The 26,942-nt window shown below is 64.1% G+C and carries 18 protein-coding genes; 13 read left to right on the top strand and 5 right to left on the bottom strand.

The window, feature by feature from the left end; all coding sequences use genetic code 11:
* The first annotated feature begins 11 nt into the window (after positions 1-11).
* The 11 genes from GJV80_RS14990 (at position 12) to GJV80_RS14935 (ending at position 14,661) form a co-directional block, all read left to right on the top strand.
* Positions 12-1,376 carry a Wzz/FepE/Etk N-terminal domain-containing protein gene (locus GJV80_RS14990; RefSeq protein WP_154688583.1) on the top strand — a complete coding sequence of 455 codons (1,365 nt, stop codon included), beginning with the start codon at positions 12-14 and terminating at the stop codon, positions 1,374-1,376.
* 348 nt (positions 1,377-1,724) lie between these two features.
* Positions 1,725-3,068, top strand: coding sequence for an O-antigen ligase (locus GJV80_RS14980; RefSeq protein WP_154688581.1), 1,344 nt, complete (start codon positions 1,725-1,727; stop codon positions 3,066-3,068).
* Positions 3,061-4,266 carry a hypothetical protein gene (locus tag GJV80_RS14975; RefSeq protein ID WP_154688580.1) on the top strand — a complete coding sequence of 402 codons (1,206 nt, stop codon included), beginning with the start codon at positions 3,061-3,063 and terminating at the stop codon, positions 4,264-4,266. Before GJV80_RS14980 ends, GJV80_RS14975 begins: the two co-directional genes overlap by 8 nt.
* Positions 4,259-5,128: a sulfotransferase domain-containing protein gene (locus GJV80_RS14970; protein ID WP_154688579.1), complete on the top strand. Its 870-nt coding sequence runs from the start codon at positions 4,259-4,261 to the stop codon at positions 5,126-5,128. The genes GJV80_RS14975 and GJV80_RS14970 overlap by 8 nt, the downstream gene beginning before the upstream one ends.
* On the top strand, positions 5,116-6,627 hold the full coding sequence (locus GJV80_RS14965; protein WP_154688578.1) for a polysaccharide biosynthesis C-terminal domain-containing protein: 1,512 nt from the start codon (positions 5,116-5,118) through the stop codon (positions 6,625-6,627). The genes GJV80_RS14970 and GJV80_RS14965 overlap by 13 nt, the downstream gene beginning before the upstream one ends.
* A gap of 11 nt (positions 6,628-6,638) precedes the next feature.
* Positions 6,639-7,541, top strand: a complete 903-nt coding sequence (locus GJV80_RS14960; RefSeq protein WP_195908944.1) for a glycoside hydrolase family 26 protein — start codon at positions 6,639-6,641, stop codon at positions 7,539-7,541.
* Positions 7,542-7,611: 70 nt separating this feature from the next.
* Positions 7,612-8,403: a hypothetical protein gene (locus GJV80_RS14955; RefSeq protein ID WP_154688576.1), complete on the top strand. Its 792-nt coding sequence runs from the start codon at positions 7,612-7,614 to the stop codon at positions 8,401-8,403.
* Entirely contained in the window at positions 8,404-9,180 is a 777-nt protein-coding gene (locus GJV80_RS14950) for a sulfotransferase (RefSeq protein ID WP_154688575.1), read from the top strand. It begins immediately after the preceding gene.
* Between the two features lie 11 nt (positions 9,181-9,191).
* Positions 9,192-10,307 (top strand): glycosyltransferase family 2 protein, encoded by a 1,116-nt coding sequence (locus GJV80_RS14945; protein WP_230207722.1) that lies wholly within the window; start codon positions 9,192-9,194, stop codon positions 10,305-10,307.
* A 190-nt stretch (positions 10,308-10,497) separates the two neighbouring features.
* Positions 10,498-13,890, top strand: coding sequence for a PKD domain-containing protein (locus GJV80_RS14940; protein ID WP_195908943.1), 3,393 nt, complete (start codon positions 10,498-10,500; stop codon positions 13,888-13,890).
* Positions 13,891-13,935: 45 nt separating this feature from the next.
* Positions 13,936-14,661, top strand: coding sequence for a hypothetical protein (locus GJV80_RS14935; protein ID WP_154688573.1), 726 nt, complete (start codon positions 13,936-13,938; stop codon positions 14,659-14,661).
* Positions 14,662-14,700: 39 nt separating this feature from the next.
* Here GJV80_RS14935 and GJV80_RS14930 read toward each other — a convergent pair whose 3' ends face one another.
* The 5 genes from GJV80_RS14930 to GJV80_RS14910 all read right to left on the bottom strand — a co-directional run bounded on the left by GJV80_RS14930 (position 14,701) and on the right by GJV80_RS14910 (position 24,396).
* Positions 14,701-15,573: a glycosyl hydrolase gene (locus tag GJV80_RS14930; protein ID WP_154688572.1), complete on the bottom strand. Its 873-nt coding sequence runs from the start codon at positions 15,571-15,573 to the stop codon at positions 14,701-14,703.
* Between the two features lie 481 nt (positions 15,574-16,054).
* Positions 16,055-17,611, bottom strand: a complete 1,557-nt coding sequence (locus tag GJV80_RS14925; RefSeq protein ID WP_154688571.1) for a sugar transferase — start codon at positions 17,609-17,611, stop codon at positions 16,055-16,057.
* 239 nt (positions 17,612-17,850) lie between these two features.
* On the bottom strand, positions 17,851-18,345 hold the full coding sequence (locus tag GJV80_RS14920) for a histidine phosphatase family protein (RefSeq protein ID WP_154688570.1): 495 nt from the start codon (positions 18,343-18,345) through the stop codon (positions 17,851-17,853).
* Positions 18,346-18,468: 123 nt separating this feature from the next.
* Positions 18,469-23,235 carry a DUF4082 domain-containing protein gene (locus GJV80_RS14915; RefSeq protein WP_154688569.1) on the bottom strand — a complete coding sequence of 1,589 codons (4,767 nt, stop codon included), beginning with the start codon at positions 23,233-23,235 and terminating at the stop codon, positions 18,469-18,471.
* Between the two features lie 231 nt (positions 23,236-23,466).
* Positions 23,467-24,396, bottom strand: coding sequence for an ACP S-malonyltransferase (locus GJV80_RS14910; protein ID WP_195908942.1), 930 nt, complete (start codon positions 24,394-24,396; stop codon positions 23,467-23,469).
* 351 nt (positions 24,397-24,747) lie between these two features.
* Between GJV80_RS14910 and GJV80_RS14905 the strand changes: the two genes are divergently transcribed.
* A complete protein-coding gene (locus GJV80_RS14905) occupies positions 24,748-25,170 on the top strand; it encodes an acyltransferase (protein ID WP_230207721.1) in 423 nt (140 codons plus the stop codon).
* A 231-nt stretch (positions 25,171-25,401) separates the two neighbouring features.
* Positions 25,402-26,871 (top strand): DUF4082 domain-containing protein, encoded by a 1,470-nt coding sequence (locus GJV80_RS14900; RefSeq protein WP_154688566.1) that lies wholly within the window; start codon positions 25,402-25,404, stop codon positions 26,869-26,871.
* Positions 26,872-26,942: the final 71 nt, after the last annotated feature.

The following is a 26,942-nucleotide window of genomic DNA, read 5'->3' as shown; positions in this document are numbered from 1 at the left end:
GGGAACAGGCTGTGAGTGTTGAGGATCGGGCGACCACGGAGTTCGCCGACTACGGCGAGATCCTGCGCCGGCGTTGGTGGCTGATCGTTCTTGGTGTCATCGCCGGCGTCGCAGTAGCGGTCGTCGCGCTTCAGATCGTGCCCAAGACCTACACGTCCACCGCGCTGGTACAGGTCAAGGACGTCGGCGACAACGGTGCGGTCACCAACGGTCGGACGCAAAGCACCTTGAACCTGGACACCGAGGCACAGCTCGTCACATCCAACGCAGTCGCCACCCGCGCGAGAACGCTGTTGAACGTTGGGACGCCCGCGCGAGATCTGGCCAAGCAGGTCTCGGTGACCGTACCGCCGAACACCTCCGTGCTCAGCATCGGCTTCTCGGCCAGTACGTCCTCCAGTGCCCAGGCGGGCGCACAAGCGTTCGCCGACGCGTATCTGGCGAATCGCAAGGATTCGGCCGAAAGTGATCTTGAGGCACAGGCAAATGCCATTCGTGCACAGATAAAGGATCTTCAGCGCCAGCTCGCGGACTCCAACAAGCGGTTGGCGACGTTGTCGAAGGGGAGCCCGGAACGCTCGAGCGAGCAGGCCACCAACAGGTCCCTGGAGACCCAGATCCGCGGTCTCAACTCCCAGCTGACGCCTCTCGTCGGGCAGGACATCAACCCGGGGACGATCATCACCGATGCCCAGGTGCCACTGTCCGCATCCAACCCCAGCCCGAAGATCCTGTTGGGAAGTGGCTTGTTGGCGGGGCTTCTGGCGGGAGCGCTCGGCGCGTTCGCGGTCGACCGCCGCGACAAGCGTATTCGCGAGCGGAAGGATCTGGAGAGACTCGGTCTGGACACCATGACTGGCACGGTGGCCGTACCGGCCATCCGCGACGGCGGTTCGGCCCTGGGATTCGGCGCGGGTGCGGAATCGCTGCGCCAGCTCCGCAACGCACTCCTGGCCCAGATGCCCCGCCGGTCCGGCATCGTGGTTGTTGCGGGCGCGTCCGATGCCGATTCCGCGTCAGCGGTCTCAGTGAGCCTCGCGGTCACGATCGCCCGCAGCGGTTCGGAAGTTGTGCTGTTGTCGGCCAACACCGTCGGATGCGCCGTAGAACAGGCGTTCGGCGCCGCCGGCGCCGGGACTTGTCGACGTCCTGGTGGATCGCGTCGGGCTGGAGGCGGCGGTCATCGAGGTCGACCGCATCCCCAATCTTCGCGTGGTACCTGCGGGTGCCGACGGATCCCTCTCCTCCGATCTCTTGCAGGGACCGAAGGTCGAGTCGGTGATCCGGGAGCTCGCGCACCTCGCAGATGTCGTCGTCGTCGATGTGGCGCCAACCTCCCGGAATGCCGACGCACAGACGCTGATCACCACGGCTGACGGTGTGCTGCTGGTCGCCACAGCGATGAAGACGACTCGGGACGAGATCCTCGAGGCGGTCGATCAGTTCCGTCACGTGTCCGCTCGGGTGTTCGGTTCGGTCGTCGTCACCGTCAATCGGGAGCGCCATTCGTCGACCAGCCATCGGGGCAACGATTCCGACGGGTCCCGGCCGACGAAGCCGACCAGCACAACGCCGAGAACACCGGCTCCGGAGTCATCCGGAGCGCGGCACGAAGCGCACCTCATGACAGTCCGGACCTCGGCGAGCTGACATTGACCACGTCCATCGCGACGCTCACCGAGTCGACGGCACCTTCTGCGAGGCAGGTCGCCCGCCGTCGTTTGGTGATCTTGAGACCCGGCTGGCCGCTGCAGTGGTTGCTCGTCGGCTTCCCGGTCTTCTGGGCAATGGGCCTTGCTTCCTTCGCAACGATGATCATGGCAGTGCCGATGGCCGTGGAGCTGTTACGCCGCAGACCGCTGCGGCTGCCTCGTGGCTTCGGATTCTGGTTGCTCTTTCTTCTCTGGTCGTTCGCCGGGGTTCTGATGCTGGGTGTCAATCCCGCAGGTACCGTCCCGGGTTCGGCGCGAAGCCGGATCCTCGCGTACGCAATGCGGGAAGCGGGGTACGTCGCGATCACCGTTGTGATGCTCTACATCGGGAATCTGTCCAATGCGGAGGTGAGCCAGTCCAAGATCGTCAAATGGCTCGGAGCACTCTTCGTCACGACGGCGCTCGGTGGCGTCGTCGGAATGATTGCACCCAACTTCCAGTTCACCTCGCCGTTCGAACTCATCCTGCCCGGCTCGATCCGGTACGACGACTACGTCCAACACCTCGTCCATCCGGCAGTCGCTCAGGTGCAAGACGTCATCAGCGACGCGACGCCACGGCCGGCGGCTCCGTTCACCTACACGAATGTCTGGGGATTCCACCTGACGATCCTCGGGGTCTGGTTCTTCGTCAGCTGGTTGCTGAAGGCCTCACCCGGTCGCCGGGTGATCGGCGTGATGATCATGCTCACCGGCATGGTCACCCTCATCTACTCGCTCAATCGCGCCGCCTGGTTGGGCGCGGCAGTCGCCCTGATCTGCGTCTGCGTACGACTCGCCGTCCGGGGACGGCTGGTGCTGCTGGGCTCCATCGCCCTCGCCGGCGTCCTCGCCGCCGGGGTCTTCTACGCGTCGCCGTTGAAGGGTGTTGTCGATGCGCGATTGGAGAACGGTAAGAGCAATGACATCCGATCCTTCACCACCGAGCGCGCATTCGAGCTTTCTGCACAGTCGCCGGTGATCGGTTTCGGATCGACGCGGCGCGCCTACGGCTCAGCGTCGTCGATCGCCGTCGGACAGTCGTCGGACTGCCCTCAATGCGGCAACGCGAGCATCGGAATGAACGGCTACTTCTATCTTCTTCTGGTGTCGACCGGATATGTCGGTGCCGCGCTCTTCTTCGGGCTGGGTGCTGTGCAGGTCTGGCGGGCCCGAAAACTCCACAGTCCGACCGCCACCGCGGCAGGCGTCGTGCTCATCATGACCGCGTTCTACGGCTTCTTCTACGACGCATCGACCTGGCTGGTTGTCCCCTTCGTGACGATCGGACTTCTCTGGAGGGAGTCGGAACTCTTGGCCCGCAGATCGCACCCTGATGACCCACAACGTCCCGAGACGGGGTATAGGAATGCCTGACCGACAAGGACGCTCCGCGGCTGCGATCCTGGCAGAGCTCTATCCGCCGCCCCACGAAGTCGACGTCGTCAGGCCCGTATCGCGCGGCGACTACCTGGCGATCCCGTCGACGCTGGCTGCGCGCTTGTTGCTGCCCGGGGCGGGAGTGGTTGCGGCGGCTTCACTCCGGCACGCTCGACGGCCAATGTCCGCTCGCAGCAGGATCGAGACGTCGCTGGTTCGTGCCGCCCTGCGGACGGGCACGGCGCAAGCCGTCGGATCCGGGTTCCGGGTCCGCCGGTCGCCCGGTGCGGAATCGATCGAGTCTCTGCTGGAGTCGCTGCTGGGCCATCGGGTCGTCGTCGGTGTGTTCCTCGGCCCACCGCGCGCCAACCGCAAACCGGTGCTACAGATCATGGACACAGCCGGCAGGCTGGTGGCGGTGGCGAAGGTCGGCATGAACCCGTTGACCCGCGAACTGGCGGCGAACGAGGCCGCAGCCCTCAGACGTCTCGCCGAAAAGCCGAACTCCACCTTGAAGGCAGCCAGCCTGATCCATTTCGGTGAGTGGCACGAGCACACGGTCCTCGTGCAGTCAGCACTCGAACTGACCGGGGCACCCCTCGAGATCAACGCAGCCGTTCGCGACGGCGCCATGCGTGCTGTTTCAGAGATGAACGGTGTGCACATCGCACCATGGGCGACGTGCAGTTACATCGCCCGGCTGCGCGACCGGATCGACGCATTGCACGGGTCGGCTCTGTCACAACACCTCCACCAGGCTGTTGATCTTGTCGCCGCCACCGAGGAGGAGGGCCGGTTCGGGACCTGGCACGGCGACTGGACCGCATGGAACATGGCCACCAAGGGTGACCGGGCGCTTGTCTGGGACTGGGAGCGCTACGACACCGACGTGCCGGTCGGATTCGACGCGTTGCACTACGCCTTCATGCCGGCGCTGAAGACGAGCAACGGCCGAGCCCGTGCGGCCGTCGATTTGATCATTAATGCCCGACGGACGCTGCAACCGTTCGGGATCTGCAGAACTGATGTCGGTCGAGTTTCGTTTTCGTACATTCTCGATCTTGCAACAAGGTATCTTGCAGATGGACAGGCGGAAACTGGCGTCAGTGGCGGGCGGGTGGCCGAATGGCTCGAGCCGGCACTTGTTGCCGTCCGCACTCGGGGGATATCGGGGATAGGTGATTGGCATGGCTGAACATGGGGCGACGGCACAGCTCGTCCACCGCTATGCACGGCAGGCAACATCATTCGTCGGTCAGCTGACCTGGAGTTCGCGGATGACACCGCAGTTCCTGATCGTCGGCGCGCAGCGATGCGGAACCACGGCCTTGTACAAGACCTTGGTCGAGCATCCGGCCGTCCTGGGTGCCGGGTTGCACAAGGGAGTGCACTACTTCGACACTGATTACGGGAAAAGCCTGGAGTGGTACTTGGGCCACTTCCCCAGGCTGGCCAGCGCCAGACGCGTCGAGCAGCGGCTGGGTGTTCAGCCGATCACCGGTGAGGCAAGTCCCTACTACATGTTCCATCCGCTCGCCGGAGAGCGCATCGCCAAGGATCTGCCCAACGTGAAACTGATCGCGGTGTTACGGGACCCTGTGGAGCGGGCGTACTCGGCCTTCACGCACGAGAAGGCACGTGGCTTCGAAACCGAGACGTTCGAGCGTGCTCTGGAGCTGGAGGCGAGCCGGCTGGCGGGCGAGGAGGATCGGTTGCGCAGCGATCCGACGTACATCAGTCTCCCCCATCAGCACAACGCGTACCTGGCGCGGGGTCGCTACGTCGAACAGCTTCAGCGCCTGGAGAAGCTGGTTGGTCAGGACCGTCTTCTCGTTCTGGATTTCGATGACATGGTGACCGACCCGGGGCAGTCATTGGCTCGCGTGCTGGACTTCCTCGGGTTGCCGACCTGGGACCGGGAAGAACTGCCCCAGCGCAACGCTCGTCCGCGGACGGAGTTGCCGGGGGACACTCGTGCCCGCCTTGAAGATTACTTCGCCGATCCGGACCGGGAGCTCGCGGCGTGGTGGGGTAGGACCCCGAGTTGGCACAGGTAGACAGCCTCGACCGCGCAGACATCGGCGGTCTCGCCCGACGGGGGCTGTTCAGCCTCGGCGGCGCCGCAATCAGCGCGATCGCGAGCCTTTTGGTGATCGTTGTCGTCACGCGGGGCTCAGGCAAGACGGAAGCGGGCAACCTGTTCTCCGCGACCTCGTTGTTCGTCATCGCCGAAAGCCTGTGCGCCTTGGGCACCGCAACCGGGCTTGTCTACTACATAGCTCGAGTGCGTGCACTCGACCGTGGGGACGGTGTCCGCGGTCTCCTTCGAACGGCACTTCCACCGGTCATAGCGGTGTCGGTGACTGTCGCCGTTCTGATGGAGTTGCTGGCTCCCAGCGTCGCCGGAATGATCTCCGACGGGTCGGATGACACTCTGGTGATCTTCATCCGCGTGCTGGCACCGTTCCTTCCTTGTGCGGTCTTGTTCGACGTCCTGATCGCCGGGACGCAAGGGTTCCACACGATGACGCCGACAGTGCTGCTGGAGAAGATCGGCCGGCCGACCCTCCAGGTCGCGCTGCTGTTGGTCGCGATGCTGGTCGGAGAGAACTGGCTGATGGCGCTGGGCTGGGTGGCGCCGTACGCCATCGGTCTGGTCGTGGTCACCGGAGCGATTGCCAGACTTGTCCGCAAGGAGAAGCACGAACCGGTGACGTTGCGGGTTGTCCCGCCGTCGGAGTTCTGGCGATACACGGGCCCCAGAGGCATCGCCGCGGTCGCGCAGTTGACCTTGCAGCGTTTGGACATCGTCCTCGTCGCCGCCTACTTGGGTCCGCGTGACGCAGCGATCTACACGGCGGCGACCCGGTTCGTCGTCCTGGGTCAGCTGGGTAGCCAGGCCGTCTCCCTGGCCGTCCAGCCGAAGTTCTCCGAACTTCTCGCCAAACATGATCTCGCCAGCACCTTGCGGGTCTACCGGACGTCTACCGCCTGGGTGATGGCCGTCACCTGGCCGATCCACCTGCTGGTCGGCATCTTGGCGCCGATCATCCTGTTGCTGTTCGGCAGTGGATACGACGAGGGCCGCTGGGTGGTCATGGTCCTCGCCGGCGCCATGTTGGTCGCCACCGGGTGCGGGATGGTCACCATGCTCCTGGTCATGGCGGGGAGGACGACTGCCAACTTGATCAACGTGCTGGTCGCCCTCGGTGCGAACCTCTCGCTCAATCTGATCTTGATACCGCGTTGGGGAATCGTCGGCGCAGCCGTGGCCTGGGCAGTCTCGATCCTCTTGAGCAACATCCTCCCGCTGGTGCAGATCCGCCGGTCGCTCGGCCTCGATCCGTTCGGGCGGTCCAGTGCAGCGGTGGCGCTGCTCGCGTTCGCCGCGTTCGGGGCGGTGCCGTCGATCGGTTGGCTGCTGGGTGGCTCGCCGGCCCTGGTGATCGGCCTGTGTGTGGTCGGGGTCCTGCTCTACGGCGCGGGGATCTGGCGGCTGCGTCGAGTCCTCGATCTCGACTCGCTGATCACCCCCGTCTTGCGCCGACTGAGATGACGTGCCGACGCGTGATCGCGCTGTTGAGCGCGGCTGTCGTCGTCTCGACGATCGCCGCTTGTGGGCTGAGACCACGCGTCCCGTCCATTGCACCGCCGGCGAGGGGCGCGCTCTTCGGCGCTTATGTGGACCCACCGCGCTACACGGAGAAGGAGCGGATCGCTGCCTTCGAACAGTTCGAGGGTCGGCTCGGGCGCCGGCTGGACATCTACCACGACTATCACACCTGGACCGACCCGTTCCCGTCAGACTCTGATCGGCACTTCACTGCGCGGGGAACGACGCTGATGATCTCATGGGCCGGGACCGACACGCGCGACATCGTCGCCGGTCGGTACGACACACTGATCCGGCGGAGGGCCGAGGCTGTCGCCGCACTCGGGCGGCCCGTGTTGCTCCGTTGGCGCTGGGAGATGAACCGGCCCAATCTCGCGTCACAGATTGGTTCCGGAACCGAATATGTCGCCGCCTGGCGCCACATCCACCGCATCTTCGGCGAGGCCGACGTAAGCAACGTCGGTTGGGTGTGGTGCCCGCTCACCGGGGGCGCTGCCGATCAGAACTTCGGGGCCTATTACCCCGGAGATGCCTATGTCGATTGGGTTTGCGTCGACGGCTATCCGCGGAGCCCTCGCGAATCGTTCGGACAGGTCTTTCGTCCCTTTGTGAAGTGGGCATCCGGAGTGCCGAAACCGATCATGATCGGTGAGTTCGGTCGAACCGAAGGACCGCCCGGATCCCGGGCGGAATGGCTGGATGCGGCCCGCGACTACGTCGAGTCCACACCACAGATCAAGGCGGTCTGCTACTTCCAGTCCGCGAGGGGCGTGTCCGGCAACTATTCGGTGATCAAGGAATCTGATGCGCTGAGGGCGCTGCGAGGCTGGGTGACAGATCCGTACTTCAGTCCCTAAAGCTTTACAGTTCTGTAAATTTCGCGTTTATCGAGACACAACGGCTCATGAGCACTTACGCTCAGCAGTTATGACGGCGTATCGGGGGCGTACGTTAGCTTTTTACCTGCTGTTGGTCGTGGGACTGTCGCTGATCGTGACGGGAACGCTGCGGGTGTTGATTCCCACCGGTGTTGCGGTGCGTATCGGACACAACAGCGAGTCGCTGCTGTTCGCGATCACCTTCTGCGCGACGGCGCAGTTTCTGCTGCCCTGGATCCGTGCCAGGCGCTGGTCCCCGTGGATCATCACCGTCCCGGGAGCCGTCCTGTGCTTCTGTTTCGGGTACATCATGATCAACTCCGGCTGGCCGGCGTCGATCGTCACCCTGAACGAGCCGGTCATTGCGACCGGGTTCATGCTGTTGTACGCATCGATACGACGACCATTCCGCTACGCCCCACTGGTCGCGGCTGCGATCCTGATACTGATCGTGATCGCCTTCCGAACCGGATTCGTCCTTGACCAGGCCGAGAGTCTGGTGCCCGCATTGTTGGCACCCCTGGCGCTCGATGTCTTCGACCGCACGATCCTCGAGCCCGAGCGGAAACAGGGGCAGGCGCTGCGTCTTGTCTGGATGGCGCTGCTGCTGGTGATCGCGTTGGCGCTGATTCCTGCCGCGGAGTGGGCACGGGAAGATCTGCACGGTCCGATCAGACTCGGCATCGACTACGCGCAGCGCGCGGCGGAGGCCTACTGGGGTTGGCTGATCGTGCACGCCTACTTCGGCTATTGGATCGGAACCCGTCGTGGTTGGCGACGAACACCCAGTAATGCTCGGCACGCCGAGCCCAGCCCTTCCATCAAAAGCGCGGTGCGATAGATGCAAACCCTCCTTGACATCCCGGACGTTCTCTACGTCGGCGGGCTGGGCCGCAGCGGGTCCACCCTGCTCGAACGAGCGATCGCTCAGTTGCCCGGGGTCACCGGCGCGGGTGAAGTGGTGTACCTGTGGCAGCGGGGGATCGCGAACAACGAACGATGCGGATGCGGCGAGCACTTCTGGGATTGCCCGTTCTGGACTGAGGTCGGGCAGATCGCGTTCGGCGGTTGGCACAATGTTGACGTCGCACGCGTCCATCAGCTCGCCCGAAGGGTGGACGACGTCAAGTTCGTCCCGCGCATGTTGCTTGGCCTCGAGGGAAGCGATTTCCGCGCCGATCTCACCGAGTACCTGGGCTATTACGAGCGGCTGTACGCGGCGATCCGGCAGGTCTCCGGATGCGAGGTGGTCGTCGATTCCAGCAAGATCACCTCGCTGGCCTACGTGCTCAGTCACAGCAGGTCACTGCAACTCAAAATGGTGCACATCGTCAGGGACGCCCGAGCGGTTGCCTACGCATGGACCAAGGTCGTTCGTCGGCCGGAGATCACCACCAAGACCGCCTACATGCCGCGGTACTCACCGCAGTACATGGCAATACTGTACGACGGCCACCACCTGCTGTTGGAGATGCTCCGTAAGCGGGGGTGCCGGGGATTCGCGTGCGCTATGAGGATTTCACGCAGGATCCGGCGGAGTCGTTGCGCTCCATCGCCGATCTTGTCGGCCGTCCCTTCGACCCGGGGGCCGTTCTCGGGGACGGCCCGACGACACTGAAGCTTCCAATCATGCACACCGTCAGCGGCAACCCGTCACGGTTCAAGTCCGGTGACATCGCCGTGCGGCGGGACGATGCCTGGCGCGAGCAGATGCCACGTCGCCAGCGGATCCTGGTCGGTGCCGTCACGGCGCCCATCCAGGCGATGTACGGCTACTTCCGGCGGCTGCCCGACCCGCCCCCGCAACCGGCGGCGGAGCCACCCCAGCCAGATGTCTGGCCCACGGTGACGGCGGTCGTACCCACCCACAATCGTCCCGCGCTGATGCGCCGCGCGGTCGCTTCGATCGTCGGCCAGGATTATCCGGGCCCGATCGAGACGGTCGTCGTCTATGACAAGGCCGAGCCGGATCCGAGCATGATCAGCGACGATCCGCATCGACCCGTGCGGGTTGTGTCGAACATCCGCGCGCCCGGACTTGCGGGCGCCCGCAACACAGGAATCCTCGAGTCGGAAGCTGATCTTGTTGCGTTCTGTGATGACGATGATCATTGGGAGCCGAACAAGCTCCGCCGCCAGGTCCAGGTGCTCCAGTCGCGGCCCGATGCGGAGTTCTCCACAACCGCGATGGTCATCGACTACGAGGACCGATCGATCGTCCGGTTGGCCCATCGGGGCGCCGTGACCCATCGTGAACTGCTCCGGTCACGGATGGCGATGTTGCACTCCTCATCCTTCGTCGGGCGGCGGTCTGCATTCATTGGAGGCTTCGGACTCGTCGATGAGACGTTGCCGCAGAGCATGGCCGAGGACTGGGACCTGCTCCTGCGGGCTGCGGCCAGGCACCCGATCGCGCACGTCGACGAGCCGCTCGTCAGGGTGCAGTGGGGGCCGACGTCGTACTTCGCCGACAAATGGCAACTGCGCAACGAAGCGAGATTGTGGATGCTTGATCATCATCCGGCGATCAAGTCGGATCGAATCGCTTCTGCCTTGTTCTACGGCAAACTCGCATATGGTTCGGCGATGCTGGGACGCCGTCGTGACGCACTCGGCTGGACGTTGAGGTCAGTTCGCGCAAACTGGCGAGAGCCTCGCGGATACCTTGCGGCTCTGGTGGCGTTGCGGCTGATCAGCGGCCAGTGGATCGTTGATCAGTTGAACCGCCGTGGGCACGGGATCTAACAAACTGTGAGCGGGTTGTGTTGATCTCCGGATCATGCGAACACAATCTTTCCGGATCGCCTTCGGGCGGCCGGTGGAAATGGTAGACATGCCGTTAACATCCGGGTCCAAAGGTCGGGTCGGCATGTTGTGTCGTCGGTGACGAGACAGTTCGGGGGAACATGTCATGTCTTTTCGTGCGCGTCGCATTGTGACGCTTCTGGCCGTGGTCGGGCTTGCCGTGACCGGGCTCTCTGCAGTTGTGCCGGCGCAGGCAACTGCGCCGGGACACACGGCGATCGTCTCGGCCGTGCCGTCGTCGAACACACCTGCAGTGAACAACGGCGAAGTCGACGCGATCGTCCAGGTCGGTAACACGGTCGTCGTCGGCGGAACGTTCACATCGGTGACACCGCCCGGCGGCTCGGCGCAGACGAAGAACTACATCTTCGCCTTCAACGTCACCAGCGGCGCACTCGTCTCCTCGTTCTCACCCACGCTGAACGGCCGGGTCAACGAGTTGATCGCTGGCCCGACGTCCAACACGGTCTACGTGGGCGGCGCCTTCACCCAGGTCAACGGGGCGGCCGCCAGCCACATCACTTTGCTCGACGTCACCACCGGAGCGGTGTCCGGCGGATTCAAGGCGGCCTCGACCAACGGCCTGGTGAACACGCTGGTCTACAACGACGGGCGGCTGTTCGTCGGTGGCAACTTCACGACTGCGGGTGGTGTCGCCCATGCAGGTCTGGCGAGCCTCAACGGCACCACAGGTGCGCTCGACCCCTACGTGAACGACCAGGTCTCCGGGCATCACAACGACTCCGGCTCGGGCGCTCAAGGCGCCGTCGGCGTGCGAGACATGGACATCAACGCCGACGGAACCAGGCTCGTCGCCATCGGGAACTTCAAGAAGGTCGACGGCCAAGCCCGTGATCAACTGGTCATGCTGACCCTCGGCGGTTCGTCATCGAGCGTCACGGCCAGCTGGAACACCAACGGCTATCAGCCCTACTGCTTCAACTGGGCCTTCGACACGTATGTGCGCGGCGTCAGCTTCTCGCCCGACGGCTCCTACTTCGTCGTTGCCGCGACCGGTGGCTACGTCGCGAACACCCTGTGTGATGCGGCAGCCCGTTTCGAGACCAGCGCGACCGGAACCAACATCCAACCCACCTGGGTGGACTACACCGGCGGTGACACCGTCTGGGGCGTGACTGTCACCGAGACCGCGGTCTACGTCGGTGGGCACCAACGCTGGATGAACAACAGCCTTGCCAGTGACAAGGCCGGCCCCGGCGCAGTGCCGCGTCCCGGACTGGCTGCGCTCGACATCAACACCGGCGTGCCGTTGAAATGGAACCCGGGCCGCAATCCTCGCGGGGCGGCGGTGTATGCGCTCTACCCAACGCCGCAAGGGCTGTGGATGGGAAGTGACACGGAGTACGTCGGCGCCCACTATGCGTACAAACGCCCGCGAATCGCCTTCTTCCCGCTTGCCGGCGGGAGCCCTGAGGCATCGGATGCGATCGCCAATCTCCCAGGAACGGCCTACGTCGCGGGACGTACCGGTCAAAACGGAAACGTCCTGTACCGCGTGAACGCGGCGGGTCCGACCCTCGGTGCGGTCGATGCCGGACCCGACTGGGTCGGCGACGACAGCAGCTCCAGCCCGTACCACAACACAGGCAGCAATATCGCCACCTATGCCAGTGGTGCCACTTCCGACAACAGCGTTCCGTCGAGCACGCCGAACGCCGTCTTCGACAGCGAGAGATGGTCGCCGTCGGACAATCCGGCGATGGAGTGGGAGTTCCCGGTGACAGCCGGCACGCCGATCCAGGTACGGCTGTACTTCGCCAACCGCTGCACCTGCACCAGCGGCATCGGCCAACGCGTGTTCGACGTGTCGATCGACGGGACCAGGGTTCTTGATCACTACGACATCGTGAAGGACGCCGGTGATCAGCGGGGCACGATGAAGAGCTACAACCTGACAAGCGACGGCGCGGTCGACATCGACTTCCGCCACGAGGTTGAGAATCCGTTGATCAACGCCATCGAGATCGTGCGGACCGACCAGGCTCCGCCGTCCAACAGCGACGACTCCATCACGGCCATCCCGATGAGCTCGGCCGGAGCTGGAGCCGGTGTCCAGGTTCCGTCGTCGGGCATCTCCTGGGGAAGTATGAGAGGTGCGTTCCTGGCCGGCGGCAAGCTGTACTACGGACTGACCGACAACACCTTCAACTCTCGGACCTACAGCAACGGGAACTTCGGCTCGCAGAATGGCATCGACCCATACCACGATCCCGATTGGGACGGCGTCAGCACCGGGAGCGGCAACACCTATGACGGCGTGCCCAGCAACTACTACAGCGAGATTCCCAACGTCACCGGCGCTGCGTACGCCAACGGTCGCCTCTACTACCACGTAACCGGCCAGTCGGCGCTGTACTGGCGGTGGTTCAACACCGACAGCGGAATCGTCGGGTCCGACCGGTTCACCGTGTCCGGCAACGTCAACTTCAACAACACCATGGGTATGTTCGTGACCGGCGGGACTCTCTACTACGTCACCAAGTCCGACGGAAACCTCAACGCTGTTGGCCTGAGCGGAAGTGCGACGTCCGGTACACCGGCGGTTGTCGATGGTCCCGGTTCCGGTGGGAACGACTGGCGGTCCCGCGTCCTGTTCCTTTCGGGCGCCAGCGCACCCGCGAACAAGGCGCCCACCGCAAGTTTCACCGTTCAATGTGTCGAACTGAACTGCACCTTCGATGCGTCGGGCTCCACCGACCCTGATGGCACAGTGGCCGGCTACAGCTGGACGTTCGGCGACGGCTCGAACGGCACTGGGCAGGTGGCAACCCATTCCTACAGCAGCGGCGGTTCCTACAGCGTCAAGCTGACGGTGAAAGATGATCTTGGCGCGACCGGTCAGACGACCAAGACCGCGTCACCGACCGATCCGGTTCCGCCGAGCCACAAGATCACGTTCGAGGACAGCAGCAGCAAGTACTCCAACACCGCCTCGCCGACGGTCACGCTGCCTTCGGGAGTCCAGGCAGGTGATCTCATGGTGATGACTGCGGCCCTGAACTCAGTGACCGCGGCAACGACGCCGAGCGGATGGAAACTCGTGGACCAGGCCAGCACAACCGGCACCGCGACCTACGTCTGGACCCGGGTCGCCACCAGTGCTGACGCTGGCGCCAACCGGACGGTTTCGTTGGCCGCGTCCACCAAGTCAGTGCTCAGCGTCGTCGCCTACAGCGGCGTCGACGCTGACCAGCCGATCGACGGGTACGCAACGGGTACGGACTCCGGCACCGACTCGCACACGTCGCCGACGCTGACCACACCAACTACTGACACGATCCTGACCATCTGGACCGACAAGTCGCCGAACACGGCAGCATGGACGCCGCCGGCGTCGGTGACACAACGTGAGGTTGTCTACTCGACGGGAACCGGCAGGGTTTCGACTCTGGTCGCCGATTCGGCGGCTCCGTCCGACGGACATGCCGGCGGTCTGACGGCGAGCACCGACGTCACGAGCACCCGCGCCATCAGCTGGACCATCGCGCTCAAGCCGGCCTGAGTGTCGCTTGACGGGAACCGTCCGGACACCGAGATAGGAAACAGCATGAAGATTCGGCGAGGCGCAGTCGCAGCACTGCTGCCGCTGACCCTGGTGCTGGTCAGCTGTGGGACCAAGGCCAATGTCAGCGATCCGGCTGCGCCGACAGTCACCGGGCGGGCCTCGGCCCCGGCGACGGCCGGCAGCACCGGGGCAGCGAGCCCCACTCCGAAGCCCTCGGCGCCCAGCGCCGGCTCGGCTACGCCACGGCCGGCGTCGCCGGCGGCACCGAAGGGATCGGCTTCGCCGAAGGGTGATGCGTCTCCCAAGTCACCGGGCAAGGGCGAGACCGCTGTCGATCCGGACACCGACGAGAACGCGCAGCCGACCAAGACCGGCGAGCAGACCGCGGTGATCCACCGGGTTCCTGGCAAATCCACAACGCAGTGCGTCGATGTCGGGTCTCAGCGCGATGTGCGCGCAGGGGGATTCGTCGCCGGAGCGTTCGACGATGCGCGGAAGGCGTACGGACACACCCAGCCTGGCCATTCCCAGCGGACCGTGCGGCTCTACTTCGTTCCGCTGCACGCTGGAAAGATGCCTGGGCTGACACTGAAGTTCACCCATGTCGGCTCCGGCACGACCGTCACGACGCGTCAGAACCAGGTCGCAGACGCCGAACAGTGGAAGTTCTACGACACCTACACCGAGCTCGAACAGGGTGGAACCTGGCGCGTCCGCGCCACCGCCGGACCGGACAAGGGCTGCCTGATCTTCAGACTCCCGCGCTGAGCACTGCACTCCTGCCGCAGGGCAAACACGTCAGCCGGATCAGCCGAAGAAGCATGAGCTGTTCGACATGGCCTTGTAGCCGTTCAGCGCCCGCGCAGTGGTGTCTGCCTGAACCTTGCCGGAACGGGCAATGGGTGAGTCGAAATAGACCATCGCCTTGATTTTCGGGTACCTGCCGATCAAGCGCGGGACGCTCCTGAAAAGGTCACCCTTGTAGGTCGCATCTCCGGGTTTCTCGGCAACTCCCCATTCGGCGAGCATGATCGGCTTGCGTGGGTGATTCGCCCGGATCCAGTTGTACATCCCGGTGAACTCCGAGCCCCAGTGGACATTGACCATCCAGGGGAAGCTGCCGGATTGTCCGTTGGTCTTCGGCGTCACGTAGGGGTCGTAGGCGATCCAATCGACATAGGACGCACCTGGCCACAGATTCTTGAACCAGAACGTGGTGACGTGCTTCTGGGCGCCCATGTACACCATGACGAATACAGCGTTCGTGACGCCCTTTGCCCGAAATCGCTTCACGACGCGTTGGTACATGTGGGCGTAGTCCTTGGCCGTGTAGCCCGAGCCCGAAACCGGTTTGACCTCATCCTCCGGTTCGTGGTGGATCGCGAGAAAGAACTTCGCCTTGTAGTGGGACTTGACGTAGTTCGCTTCGCGGTCGATGGCGTCGTCGACCGCGCCGGCCGCGACCTGTGCCCAGGTGTGTCCGCTTTCCGGCTTCCAACTCAGGAAGAGGCGGCGACCGCCGGTAGCCAGCGAGATCTCCGCCGGTGTCGGGAACAGCTTGGTGCCAACGTGGTAGAAGTGCAGGATGCTTTGCCGACGGCCGACCTGACGTTCGAAACGAGTCGTGGCCGTCTTCACCGTTTCGCCGCTCCGGGTCTGGACGAATGCGCCGGTGAGCACTCCGCACGAGGGAACCAACTTCGCGGATAGGCTGCATGAAGCGGCGGCAGCGGGCGCTCGTGGAATTGTGACGAGACCCGCAATCAATAGGAACGCGGCCACAAGAGTAATTGCGTGGGGCGATCGCGCTGCTCTGTGGGGGCGCAGTGAGCGCAGCAATTCGACCTCCGTGTGTCAGGCTCGGGGGTGCCTGCTGCGGACCCTGGAGGTGCATCCGCAGGCATACATCGACCGGTTCGCACCGGGCGATATAGCGGACTCTATGGAGAATCAGCGGTTTCAACATAGCCAGCAGTTCTTCGGCTATGCAACAGCGCGCGTGCCCCTTCTCCTCGCCTACCAATCAAGAATTGATCAGCTTTATCGGAGGTTGTTTTTCACGCGAGATCACTGAATGTAGTGAGTGTTTGGCGTTGCTTTCTTGACCCTCGGTGGTGCAGGCCATCCGCGGACTGTGCTGTGCGGTGATCTGCCGAGGCGATCAGAACGCCCCGCGCTTGGCCAGTACGGCATGGGCCGTCTTGAAGATGATCATCAGGTCGAGTCCGATGGACCAGTTCTCCACGTAGTGGAGGTCGAGTCGTACGCTCTCCTCCCAGGTCAGCAGCGACCGGCCACTGACCTGCCACATCCCGGTGAGTCCGGGGACAACCTTGAGCCGCCGCCGGACCGGATCCGCGTACTCGTCCACCTCCGACTTCAGCGGCGGGCGCGGCCCGACCAGTGACATGGAGCCGGCCAGGACGTTGAACAGCTGCGGCAACTCGTCCAGCGAGTACTTGCGCAGCACGCGGCCGACGCGGGTCACCCTCGGGTCGTTCTCGATCTTGAACAGCGGCCCGGCGCCCTCGTTCTGGGCCATCAAGGCGGCAAGCTTCTGCTCGGCGTCGGTGCACATCGAACGGAACTTCAGCATTGTGAACGGTCTGCCGTCGACGCCGATCCTGGTCTGTTTGAAGATCACCGGCCCTTTGCGATCGTCGATCTTGATCAGCAGCGCGATGGCGGCGAGCAGTGGTGAGATGATCAGGAGCCCGACGCCGGTGATGACCAGGTCCATCGCTCGCTTGACCCGGCGGGTCCAGCCGTCGAAGCGCGGCTGCTCGACGTGCAGCATCGGCGCGCCACTGTAGGGCTGGATGTGCATCCGCGGGCGAGCGACGTCGAGCAGGCCAGGGTGGACCAGGAGGTCGGCGTCCACTCCCTCGAGGGACCAGGCGAGGTGTCGCACGAAAGTCGGACGTTCGGCGCCGGTGACCGCGACCCCGTGGCACTCCAGCTCCGAAGCGATCGCGGCAACATGATCAACATCCCCGACGACCGGCAGGCCCATCCTTCGCGCACGGTCCATCTCGTCGGACGGCACACACACTCCGGCGACGCGCATTCCCATGCTGGGTTCGCGTTCGACGGCGGAGCACAGTTCCTGGACCGCTTCCGGAGTGCCGACCATGATCATTCGACGCAGATTACTGCCGGCACGTTGGGATCTGCGGAGCCGTTCCCGCCATCCGATCCGCACGCCGACGCTGGCCAGCGCAGCGAACGGCGCTGCCACCACGACAGTCCCCAGGACGCCGTCGATTCCGAGCCAGGTGGCAGGTAGCGCCGTGACGACGATGATCAACACCGTGGCCTGCACCACTGCGCGCAGTTCGGCGCTACCGACTCCGACGTGATGGCGACGGTAACCGCGTGCGCCGGCAACCCAGGCCGGCCAGCCGGCTGCACCGATCAGCCCGAGCACGGCCCATTCCGTGACAGTCGTCGGATGCAGTCCCGGCGGCAGCAGTGCAGCGATGCCGACGGCTAGCAGTCCGCTCAATGCATCGACGGCCATCAGCCGCCGGAGGTAGAGCCGGGCCCACTGGCGGAAGTCTGTTGCTCGGCCGGCCAGTCGTCGGGCGCGCCGCTCCAGCGCATCCCCAACGTGCCCAGCGTTTTCGACCGCAGTCGTTCGTACGCCGTCGGAGTGCTCCTCGGCTTCGACCAGTCTGGTCTCGCCGAGGAGCGCGACGGCAGTGTCAGGTGCTGACATGCCTGATATCCCCCGATATCCCCCGAATGTGACGCCGCACGCGGCGCGTTGTGCCGCCTCGGAGGAGGGGTGAAAGATCACATGACTACACGACGATCTGCAGACGCCAGATCCTGCGTAGATTCTCCCCCGAGACTGTCTTGATGCTATCGCGACCGAAGTCGACACGAGTCGTTTCTGGCAAAAAGGTCCAAGTTCTGGGAGGACGGCGCAATCTGCGGTTCAAGATCATTGTCGGCTTATTGCGCGAGGCGTATCCAGACCAACCGTCCCACCTGCAGATCCGTCCACGGGCCGTCGATCTCGAACTCGCTGACGGTGGCCACCGGGTACCGGCTGTTGACCACGTCGACCGCACGCTGATCAGAGCCGGGACCGGCAAGCTCGGCTGCCAGGGCAGGAACGCCGGGTGCGTGACCAATGATCATCGCGGTTCCAGCTGCTTCGTCAAGGAGGCGTACGGAGTCGAGCAGGGAATCGCTTCCGGCGTTGTAGATGGCGTCACTGAAGTCGACCTCCGCGTTCAGGCCGAGGGCGCTCCAGGTTTGCCGCGTCCGCGTCGACGAGGAGCACAGCACATGATCGGGCCTGGCGCCTCGTGCCCGAAGAGCACCACCCACCTCGGTCGCCTGATCGATCCCGTAATCGGTCAGTGGGCGTTCGTGGTCCGTCAGTCCCGGTGCCGAGTCGACGGCCTGGGCGTGGCGCAGCAGGAACAGGCGATGGTCGGTCATGGGCGCCACCCTACGAGACGATGGCGCTGCGGAGCCTGGCCTGGTATGCCGACCCTGCTCGTCAGGGAGGCAATTGCCCTCACACCGATCACGGTACCGAAAGACAACAGCCCGGCCCGCAGATCACGACCTTGTGAACAGCACATCAACCCAGTAATTCGTACCGTTGGCATTTCTGCTCGGAAATGTGCTCGACGACGATTCCGCGAAGACACCGTTCGGTCCGTCGGCTCCGTCTTTCGGTGCTGTCAGGTCGCCGCTGGTTCTGGCGGACGAGGCGAAGTAGCCGCTGTCGTAGGAGCAGTGACCGTTCGGCGCGAAGTAGGACGCGACGTAGACAGTGTCGGCGACGATGGGGATGGGATCGGCGAACATGACGGTCTGCCATCCCCGCGCGGACTCGGATGCAGCGGGCGCCGTGGCCAGTCTGGCTCCCGACTCGGACCACAGACTGACACTGTGTGGCCCCTGCGCGGTCGGGCCGCCCTTGTAGAAGCGGATGCCGTTGATCTGCCCCGCCGTCGAGGTGCGGAACTTGACGCCGAGTTCCACCGGATCGGCGGAGGAGTCCAGCAGGTTGGCGGGCGTGTCGGTGGTGGACCACAGCGACTGCGCGTCGATGCCGACGACCGTGAAACTCCAGCTCGCGGCGCTCTTCAGCGCGTTGCCGCTGTCGTCGGTGGCCTGTTCAACGGCCGCCGTGTACACCGCACCCACGTCCAACTGTGCGTCCGGGGTGAAGGTGGCGCGGTTGCTGCTGGAGTCGTAGGTCACCTGTCCGCTGACCGAGCCGCCGCCGGCGTCCCGAAGCTTCATGACGATCGACGACGGATCGACTGCTTCGCTGAAGGTCGCACTGATTCGCGGAGATCGATCGATCCCGGTGGCTCCGTTCGCCGGCGTGGTATCGGTAACTGTCGCGCCGACGTTGTCTACGAAGATCGCATCGATCCAGTAGTTGCCGGCGTTGTAGCCGCTTGTCGGGAACGCGGCCGAGCCGTATCGGAAGACGCCGTTGGGCCGGTCGCTCGTCGAGGCCGGCGCCGACAGCTGACCATTGCTCACCCGTGACGACAGACCGCCGCCGGTGTGGGAGTAACCGCCCTTGGGTGCGTGATAGGACACCACGAACGGGGTGTCGGCGGTGACCGCGACAGGATCGGCGAACATTGCCTGCTGCCAGCCCGATGCGCTCTCATCGCTGAAGGTCGCGGTCGCGAGCAGGGTGCCGGACTCCGACCAGATATGTCCCTGGTGATATCCGGTGTTCGGCAAGCCCTTGTAGAACCGGACTCCGGTGATCAGCCCGTCGCTGGCGGCCGTCATCCAGACCCCGACCTCGACCGGTCCGTCGTCGTCGACGGCGGCAGTGTCGGGCACAGCGGAGGTGTCCCAGAGCGTGACGGGAGTGGCTCCATCGGGCTGGACCGTGGTGAACGACCAGCTGACCGGGTCGGTCAAGGGATTGCCGGCGACGTCCGACGCCGTGACGGTGGCTACGTACTTGGTGCCCTTGGCCAGATTGGCGCTCGGGTCGAAGGTCGCGACCTGGGTCTCGTCGTCGTAGCAGACCGCGCCGTCGACGGTGTCTCCTCCTTCGAGTCTGAGGCTGAAGCTCAACGATCCCGGATCGATCGGCTCGTTGAACGCGGCTGTCGGCTTCACCGCCGGATTGACCGCGATCAGCTTGTTCGCCGGGGAAACGCTGCTGACGGCCGGCGGCGTGTCGTCGGCTGCTGCCGTGAAGACGATGTCGGCGAAGTAGTTGGCTCCGCCCGACGTGCTGGTCGGGAAACTGCTGGCACCGTACTGATACACCCCGTTCCCGCCGTTGCTGTTCGGCAGCGCGTGCAACACACCCCGATCGGTGCCGCCGTCGAGGAAGTCACCCGCCGTCACCCCGTACACGCCGTTGGGACAGTAGTAGGAGACCGTGTAGACGGTATCGGCGGTGATATCCACCGGAGTCGACAGCGATGCCTGCTGCCAACCGCTCAGGGTCTCGGTTCCGAACGCCACAGTCGCGAGTAGCTCTCCTGCCGGGCTCCACAGGTGTCCGACGTGGGCTCCCGGCGATCCGGGAGCCTTGTAATAGCGAAGCGCGGAGATGCTGCCGTCGACGTCGCTGGTGAAGTGCACACCGAGCTCGACAGCACTGGTGTCGTCGTTGGCGAAGAACGTCGGTTTGTCTGCACTGTCCCAAATGCTCGACGGGTAGCTGCCGACCACACCGATGGTCGTGAAGTTGATCACCACGGGTTCGGTCAGCGGCACGCCGTCGGTGTTCTCCGCCGATTTCAGCGTGAGTGCGTACTTGGTCAGCCGCCCCAGATTGGAGTCCGGCGTGAACGTCAGCGTCTGGGAATCGGAGTCATAGTTCGTGCTGCCACTCACGGTCTCACCGGCCGCGGATCTGAGCTCAAGATCGATTGACGACGCTTTCACTCCGCTGCCGAAGGTCAACGTCAGTGGTTCGGACACGCTGACCGAATTGACGTCTGGTGCCGGTGTCGAGTCGACCACCCGTGGCGGATTCGCGTCGTGGATCGTGAACACCACATCGACCCAATAGTTCGTGGCTCCGAAGGATTGATCTGGAAAGCCACTGGATCCGTAGTGGTACATCCCGTTCGGTCCCTGGTCACCATCGGCCAGCGCAGTCATCGGGTCGAGGGTGAAGGCCTGGGCGAAGTAGCCCGCGTCGGCTGCGTAGTTTCCGACCGGCATGTAGACGGATGCGACGTACGTCGTGTTGGCAGCGACCGGCACGGTCGGGATACTCACCCTCTGCCACCCGGCTGCGGTCTCGTTGTCGAATGTGGCCTCGGCCAGCTTGGTCCCGGAGCTCGTCCAGAGCCGCCCGAGATGGGGACCCTTGTTTCCCGACCCCTTGTAGAACTTCAGCCCTGTGACGAAACCCGACTTATCGGACCGGAACTTCAGACCGACCTCGACGCTGCCCTGATCATCGGCCGAGGCGACCGCGGGAACGATGGATTCGGGCCAGATCGAACACGGGTACTCGCGCGGACCCGCGGTAACGGTGATCGTGGCCGGCTCTCCGACGTTGTAACTGTCATCGACACCGCGGACCTTGATCGTATTCGCTCCGGCGGTCAGCAATGTGAACACGTGGCTCCACGACGCCGTACCCGTGATCGGATGCCAGGTCTCGCCACCATCAGTGGACATTTCGACGCCCCCGACGACTCCGTCCGCATCCTCGGCGGTACCCGTGATCGTCAACGCAGTGCCCAGCGGAAAGGTCGCACCGTCGGTGGGGAAGGTGATGGTCACCGTCGGCCCTGCTGTGTCGGTCGACTGGTGCGCCGCAACCATGCCACTCATCAGAGTCGTCGGCTGGACCCCCATATCGGCGAGCATGTTGACGGTGGCCTGCTGCATCGCGGGATCGATCGGCGTTCCTTGATCAGCTTCGTGATACTCGTCCAGGCCGTACGCCCATTGCACCGTACCCGTGCCCCACACCAGAGCTCCGCTGGATGCGCGATAGACGGTCATGTTGTGGGTGGTCGTGCCGGAGGAATAGGTGGTGCCGTAGTCACGAAGGATCTGTGGAACCGTGACAGTAGTCGAGGACAGCCGAATGCTGCCGGGCGGGCGATATCCGTTGTCCTCATCACAATCGAACTCATAGCCCAGCGTGCTGGGAGCCAGCGCCCGGGTCTCGCCCGGCTCAAGATCGGCCACCTCGGTATTGCGCCAGAAGCGCAGCGGCGCGTACTCAGCGGGCACCGTCATCGTGTCATCGAGTTGATCTGTCGGCAGGATCACTCTGAAGAACTGTCCGGTCAGCGCGTTCTGCGGCCGCCCGCCGTTGCTGGGCGGGGAGAACCTTGGATCAGCCCAGGTCCCTGTCCACTCCGGCGAAGGGTCGATCTTGGCGTTGGCGTGAGTCTCCTTGTAACAGACCAGAGTTCTGTTCTCGGTGCCGCTGCCGTCGATCGACGGCTCGAAGCGGACCTTCCAGAAGTACTCGTTGCCGGTCATGAAGATCAGATTCACGCCGGCGTCGCGGGCGCTCGTGACGTGGGTTCGTTGCGCGTCGGAGACGTATTCGTCGTGTCCGGACGAGATGAACACCTTGCGATCCAACAGCAGGCTGCCGTTCTCGTGGACATCGATGCCGCCGCAGTAGGCGACGTCGTAGCCGTTTCGTTCGAGGAACCTGACCAGCGGGAACTCACTACCCAGGAACATGTTCTCGATGCCGCCGCCGGAGATCGGCCGGTTGTAGCTGACCTTGTACGCGCGGGGAAGGTCTGCCCCCTGCTCGCTGAAGTACAGGCTGTTGTCGCCGTACAGGTTGTACGCCTGCCAGGTCATCTCGGACGTCTGGACCAGGATGTCGGACGGGCCGTCCCGGCGTACGACGAAGATGCAGTGGTTGGATTCGTCGTTGTCGAGCCGCTCGAACAGGGCGTAATAGACACCGGAGACAGCAGTCGTCGGAATCGTCCAGGACGCCGACACCGACCAGTTGCCGTAGTCCTTGAGCAGGGTGCCGGCATCGAGAACAGGGTCCTCCGGTTGAAGTTGGGGAAGCGGGACCGATGGAGTCACATCGGCCATCCACCGGGCGCCCTTCCCGCCGTACCACCCCATCCGGAAGACTCTGATCTGCCAGTTGGATGAATCGGTCTTGACCTTGAAATCCACGGTCTCGCCAGGCAGGAAGCTGTACCTGGTGGTGTAGCCCTGGATACTTTCGTTGTCCCAGGAATCCCACTCGGACGGATCGGAACCCGGCAGCGCGTTCTCGTCCTGAATGGAATTCGGCCCGGCGCCGGTCGATGCCGCAGCCCGCGCCGGGCGGACGGCCTGGAGTGTGGCACCCGCGGCGGCCGTGATCCCTGCGGTTCCGAGCAATCGTCGGCGGCTGAACGTCCAACGCCTGGCGTCCGTACCCTCGCGCGCGTCCGAACGCTTGCGCGACTGACTGTTACTGCTGTTCTTCACTACCGTTGCCCCCCGACGCCGATAGTCATTGCCCCCGAGCCCGAACTCGGGTGATCCCCGGCCGACACAGTAGCCGCCGAAGAAGTCACTTATGCGAACTATGCGAAATCTCAGTCCCAGCCAAGGCTGGGGTGAGGGCAGTCACCTTCTGCTGAGCGTGCGGGACGCGTCGTCAAGTAGCTCGGGTGTTCGGAGCGGGATCGCTGTTGCGTCCGTATGCCTGGTGATGAGGCTGGTCAGTACGCCGGCGGGTGGCAGCTCCATGATCATCCGGACTCCCGTGCCGACAAGGCCGGCCATGATCAGATCCCAACGGACTGAACCGGTGAGCAGGCTCGCGGTCCCGCGCAGGTAGTCTCGACCGCTGGTCGCGGTGCACCCGTCGACGCCGGACAGCAACCGGAACCGCGGTTCGGTTACGTTCGCCGGGAATGATCGCTGGACGGTCTCCGCGACGGGAGCCATCAGAGCGCTGGAGAATGCGGCGACCGCCGGCAGAGGCTCGACCCTGGTGTGACGTGGCGGGGCTGTCAACAACTCGTCGAGAGCGGCTCGCGAACCCGAAAGGACGATGTCGCCGGCACCGTTGTAGGCCGCGACGGACAGGTTCAGCTCGGCGGCTCGCGCTTCGATGTCGGGTGGGTAGCCGCCCAGGATTGCGAGCTGGCCCCCGGGGGTCTCCGCCGCCGCCAGCGCCTCGGCCTGCCCAATCCCGACAGCGAGGTCGAGTCCGACGTCTGCCGGCAGCACACCAGCGAGAACCCCGGCGGCGATCTCGCCCACCCCGTGCCCCGCGACGATCACCTGGCCGGGGTCAACGGCTGCTAGCAGGCGTTCTCCGGTGATGATCGCCATCGCCGTGGCCAGCGGTTGACCAACCGCCGGATCGGCGAGTTCGGCCTGCCCAGCAGCAGTGCCCAGGTGGATGAGGTCGAGCCCGGTCACCTCGGACATCCGACGCACCCGTCCGACGGTTTGCGCGTCGCCCAGCCACGGAGCCAGGGCCCTGGGTGGTATCCATCCGTTGGAGTTGCCGACAACGACACCTACCGGATGGTCGTTGTCGATCACCATCCACCTGCCGCGGTCAGCCCCATCTTCGCTCCGTTCTGCGTACCAGCCACGCCCCGCACGCAGAGCGGTTAACGTAACGTCGGCTACCACTATTAGTACATCAGTTGTCGATCACCGGCGGCGACGAGCAGAAGGACGGGGCGGATGGCGGGGCACGCGAGCACGGGAGTCTTCATCCACCCCAACGCCTTGTGTGAAAGCGATTCCGTTGGTGCCGGCACTCGGGTCTGGGCGTTCGCCCACATCATGGCGGGTGCTCGGATCGGAGCCGAATGCAATATCTGCGATGGCGCCTATGTCGAGGGCAAGGTACGGATCGGGGACCGGGTTACCGTCAAGAACCAGGTGATGATCTTCGACGGCGTCGATATTGCCGATGACGTCTTCCTCGGTCCGGGGGTGACCTTCACCAACGATCTTCGGCCACGCGCGTTCATCAAGCGCAGCGGCGATGCGCTGCTGACAACGCACGTACGCCGTGGCGCCACCCTCGGTGCACGGACCACCGTCGTTTGTGGTGTGACGGTCGGCGAGTACGCCTTTGCGGGCGCCGGGACGGTGATCGCCAAGGATGTTCCGCCTCACGCCTTCATCGTTGGTGCCCCTGCACGCCGGATCGGTTGGGTCTGTGTCTGCGCTGCGCGCGTGTCCGACAATCTTGCTTGCACTGAATGCGGCAGGGTGTTCGCCGAGTGGCAAGACGGACTTCGTCTGGTCACGGGCGCACCGCTCGATCCGCCAGTCGGGTCGACACATCATTCGCGCCAATAATTCACCTAAATTGGCGTATTGCGGTTAAAGCTGGGCCGTAATTGTGCTCCACTGAGCAAACGCTGATGCGAATCAGATGAGACTTCTTCACGCTGATTTCTTTCGGCAACTTTGACGGTAATTGACATTGGGTAGCGCAGTGACGCACGCTGGCCTTACTGCTAACGTCTCAGTCCGATAACGCCCTGCCTAACCGAACCCCCCTAGACCGGAAAGTGGGACGAGCCCCCGATGTCCGAATATCGGTCACCTGTACCCCGGCATGCCTCGCGCACCTCCGCGCTGGCCATCACGGCATCAATCTGTATGGTGTTGGCGGCTTTCCTCATACCGCCCACGAAAGCGTCGGCGACGACCATGACGATCCTCAATCACGGTGTGAAGCCTGCCGTGCCGGTGGATCCAGACCCCTCCGGCGTCGAGCTCGGGTTGAGATTCACCAGCGCCAGAGCCGGAACCATCACGTCCATTCAGTTCTATCGCAGTCACGCCCAGAAAGCTGCCTACACCGGCACAGTCTGGTCGACCGCCAGGAAGAGACTAGCCACAGCCAAGTTTCCGGCGTCTTCGGTTTCTGGATGGCAGACTGCGAAGCTCAGCAAGCCGGTCCGGGTAACGGCCGGACAAACCTTGGTTGCCTCCTACTACGCCCCGGCAGGGCAGTACGCGGCAACCAACTCGGTGTTCACCAGACCAGCGACCAGAAACGGGTTCCGGGTGCCTGCCAACGGCGGCGTCTATCGTTACGGCAGCACCAGTAGGTTCCCGACGCAAAGTTGGCGCGGCTCCAACTACTTCGTTGATGTCGGGTTCCAGCCCGCCGCGACAGCTTTTCCGTCCAAGCCTGCGACACCGCAACCGTCCAAGCCTGCAACCCCAAAGCCGCAGCCATCCTCCGGCCCAACGACGCCGGTGAAGTTGTCGGGCGAAGTGTATCCAACCCGCGACACGACGGGGCTTCCGGATGGGTGGAAACCAGAGCGCACGATCAAGGGCGATCTACACATCAGGACGGCGGGTGCCGTGCTTCAGGACGTCCGAGTCAGCGGCACGATCTCTGTCGAGGCGCAGAACGTGACTCTCCGTCGCGTGGAAGGAATCGGAGCTCGAGTCGACAACTACGCCGGCTCGACCTGCAGCTCTGGCCTCGTGATCGAGGATTCGACATTTCGGCGCGGGAACCTCGGATCCGATCAGACGGGCACTCCCGTGATTGGTGCCGGTAGCTACACCGCTCGAAATGTGTTGGTTGACGGTGCGCCAGAAGGCATGCGAGTAGGCGGCAAGCCAGCATGTGGACCTGTTGTCATCGAGGACTCCTTCATTCGGGTACAGCGCCCCGACGTTTGTGGCGACTGGCACGGAGACGGCATTCAGGGGTATGGCGGAGCGAAGCTGGCAATCCGAAATTCGGTGATCAAGCTTGAAGAGGACGGGTGTGGCGGAACCGCGCCGTTCTTCTATCCAGCGGATCAAGGAAATACCGCTGTGGACGTTGACCGCCTCATCGTAAGCGGTGGTGGGTACCCGTTCCGGTTGGGCATGCCGGGGTCAGTTTCAAACCTGAATATAGTTGACCAAAGCTGGGGTTATGGTCCGGTGGCCGTTGATTCGTGCTCGTCACTGAGCCAGTGGCAGGCGGAAATAGTGAAGCTCGACAATAAAGGTCAACCGGTTCCTATACGGGCCGTTTCCTGCTGATTCTCCGACAATCGATGGGTCCCGATTTGCAGATCGGGACGGGACCCATCGATGTGCGGGTACCTTCGGCA

Origin of the sequence: Microlunatus sp. Gsoil 973, assembly GCF_009707365.1 — a bacterium.
Classification (GTDB): domain Bacteria; phylum Actinomycetota; class Actinomycetes; order Propionibacteriales; family Propionibacteriaceae; genus Microlunatus.
Note: the sequence above shows the minus strand (reverse complement) of the source record. Positions and strands in the feature narration are given on the sequence as shown.

Coding starts and splice junctions, on each gene's coding strand:
- GJV80_RS14945 (WP_230207722.1), top strand. CDS start 9,192: ATGCACACCGTCAGCGGCAACCCGTCACGGTTCAAGTCCGGTGACATC.
- GJV80_RS14920 (WP_154688570.1), bottom strand. CDS start 18,345: ATGACCGACCATCGCCTGTTCCTGCTGCGCCACGCCCAGGCCGTCGAC.
- GJV80_RS14950 (WP_154688575.1), top strand. CDS start 8,404: ATGCAAACCCTCCTTGACATCCCGGACGTTCTCTACGTCGGCGGGCTG.
- GJV80_RS14970 (WP_154688579.1), top strand. CDS start 4,259: ATGGCTGAACATGGGGCGACGGCACAGCTCGTCCACCGCTATGCACGG.
- GJV80_RS14900 (WP_154688566.1), top strand. CDS start 25,402: ATGTCCGAATATCGGTCACCTGTACCCCGGCATGCCTCGCGCACCTCC.
- GJV80_RS14975 (WP_154688580.1), top strand. CDS start 3,061: ATGCCTGACCGACAAGGACGCTCCGCGGCTGCGATCCTGGCAGAGCTC.
- GJV80_RS14935 (WP_154688573.1), top strand. CDS start 13,936: ATGAAGATTCGGCGAGGCGCAGTCGCAGCACTGCTGCCGCTGACCCTG.
- GJV80_RS14955 (WP_154688576.1), top strand. CDS start 7,612: ATGACGGCGTATCGGGGGCGTACGTTAGCTTTTTACCTGCTGTTGGTC.
- GJV80_RS14925 (WP_154688571.1), bottom strand. CDS start 17,611: ATGTCAGCACCTGACACTGCCGTCGCGCTCCTCGGCGAGACCAGACTG.
- GJV80_RS14905 (WP_230207721.1), top strand. CDS start 24,748: ATGATCTTCGACGGCGTCGATATTGCCGATGACGTCTTCCTCGGTCCG.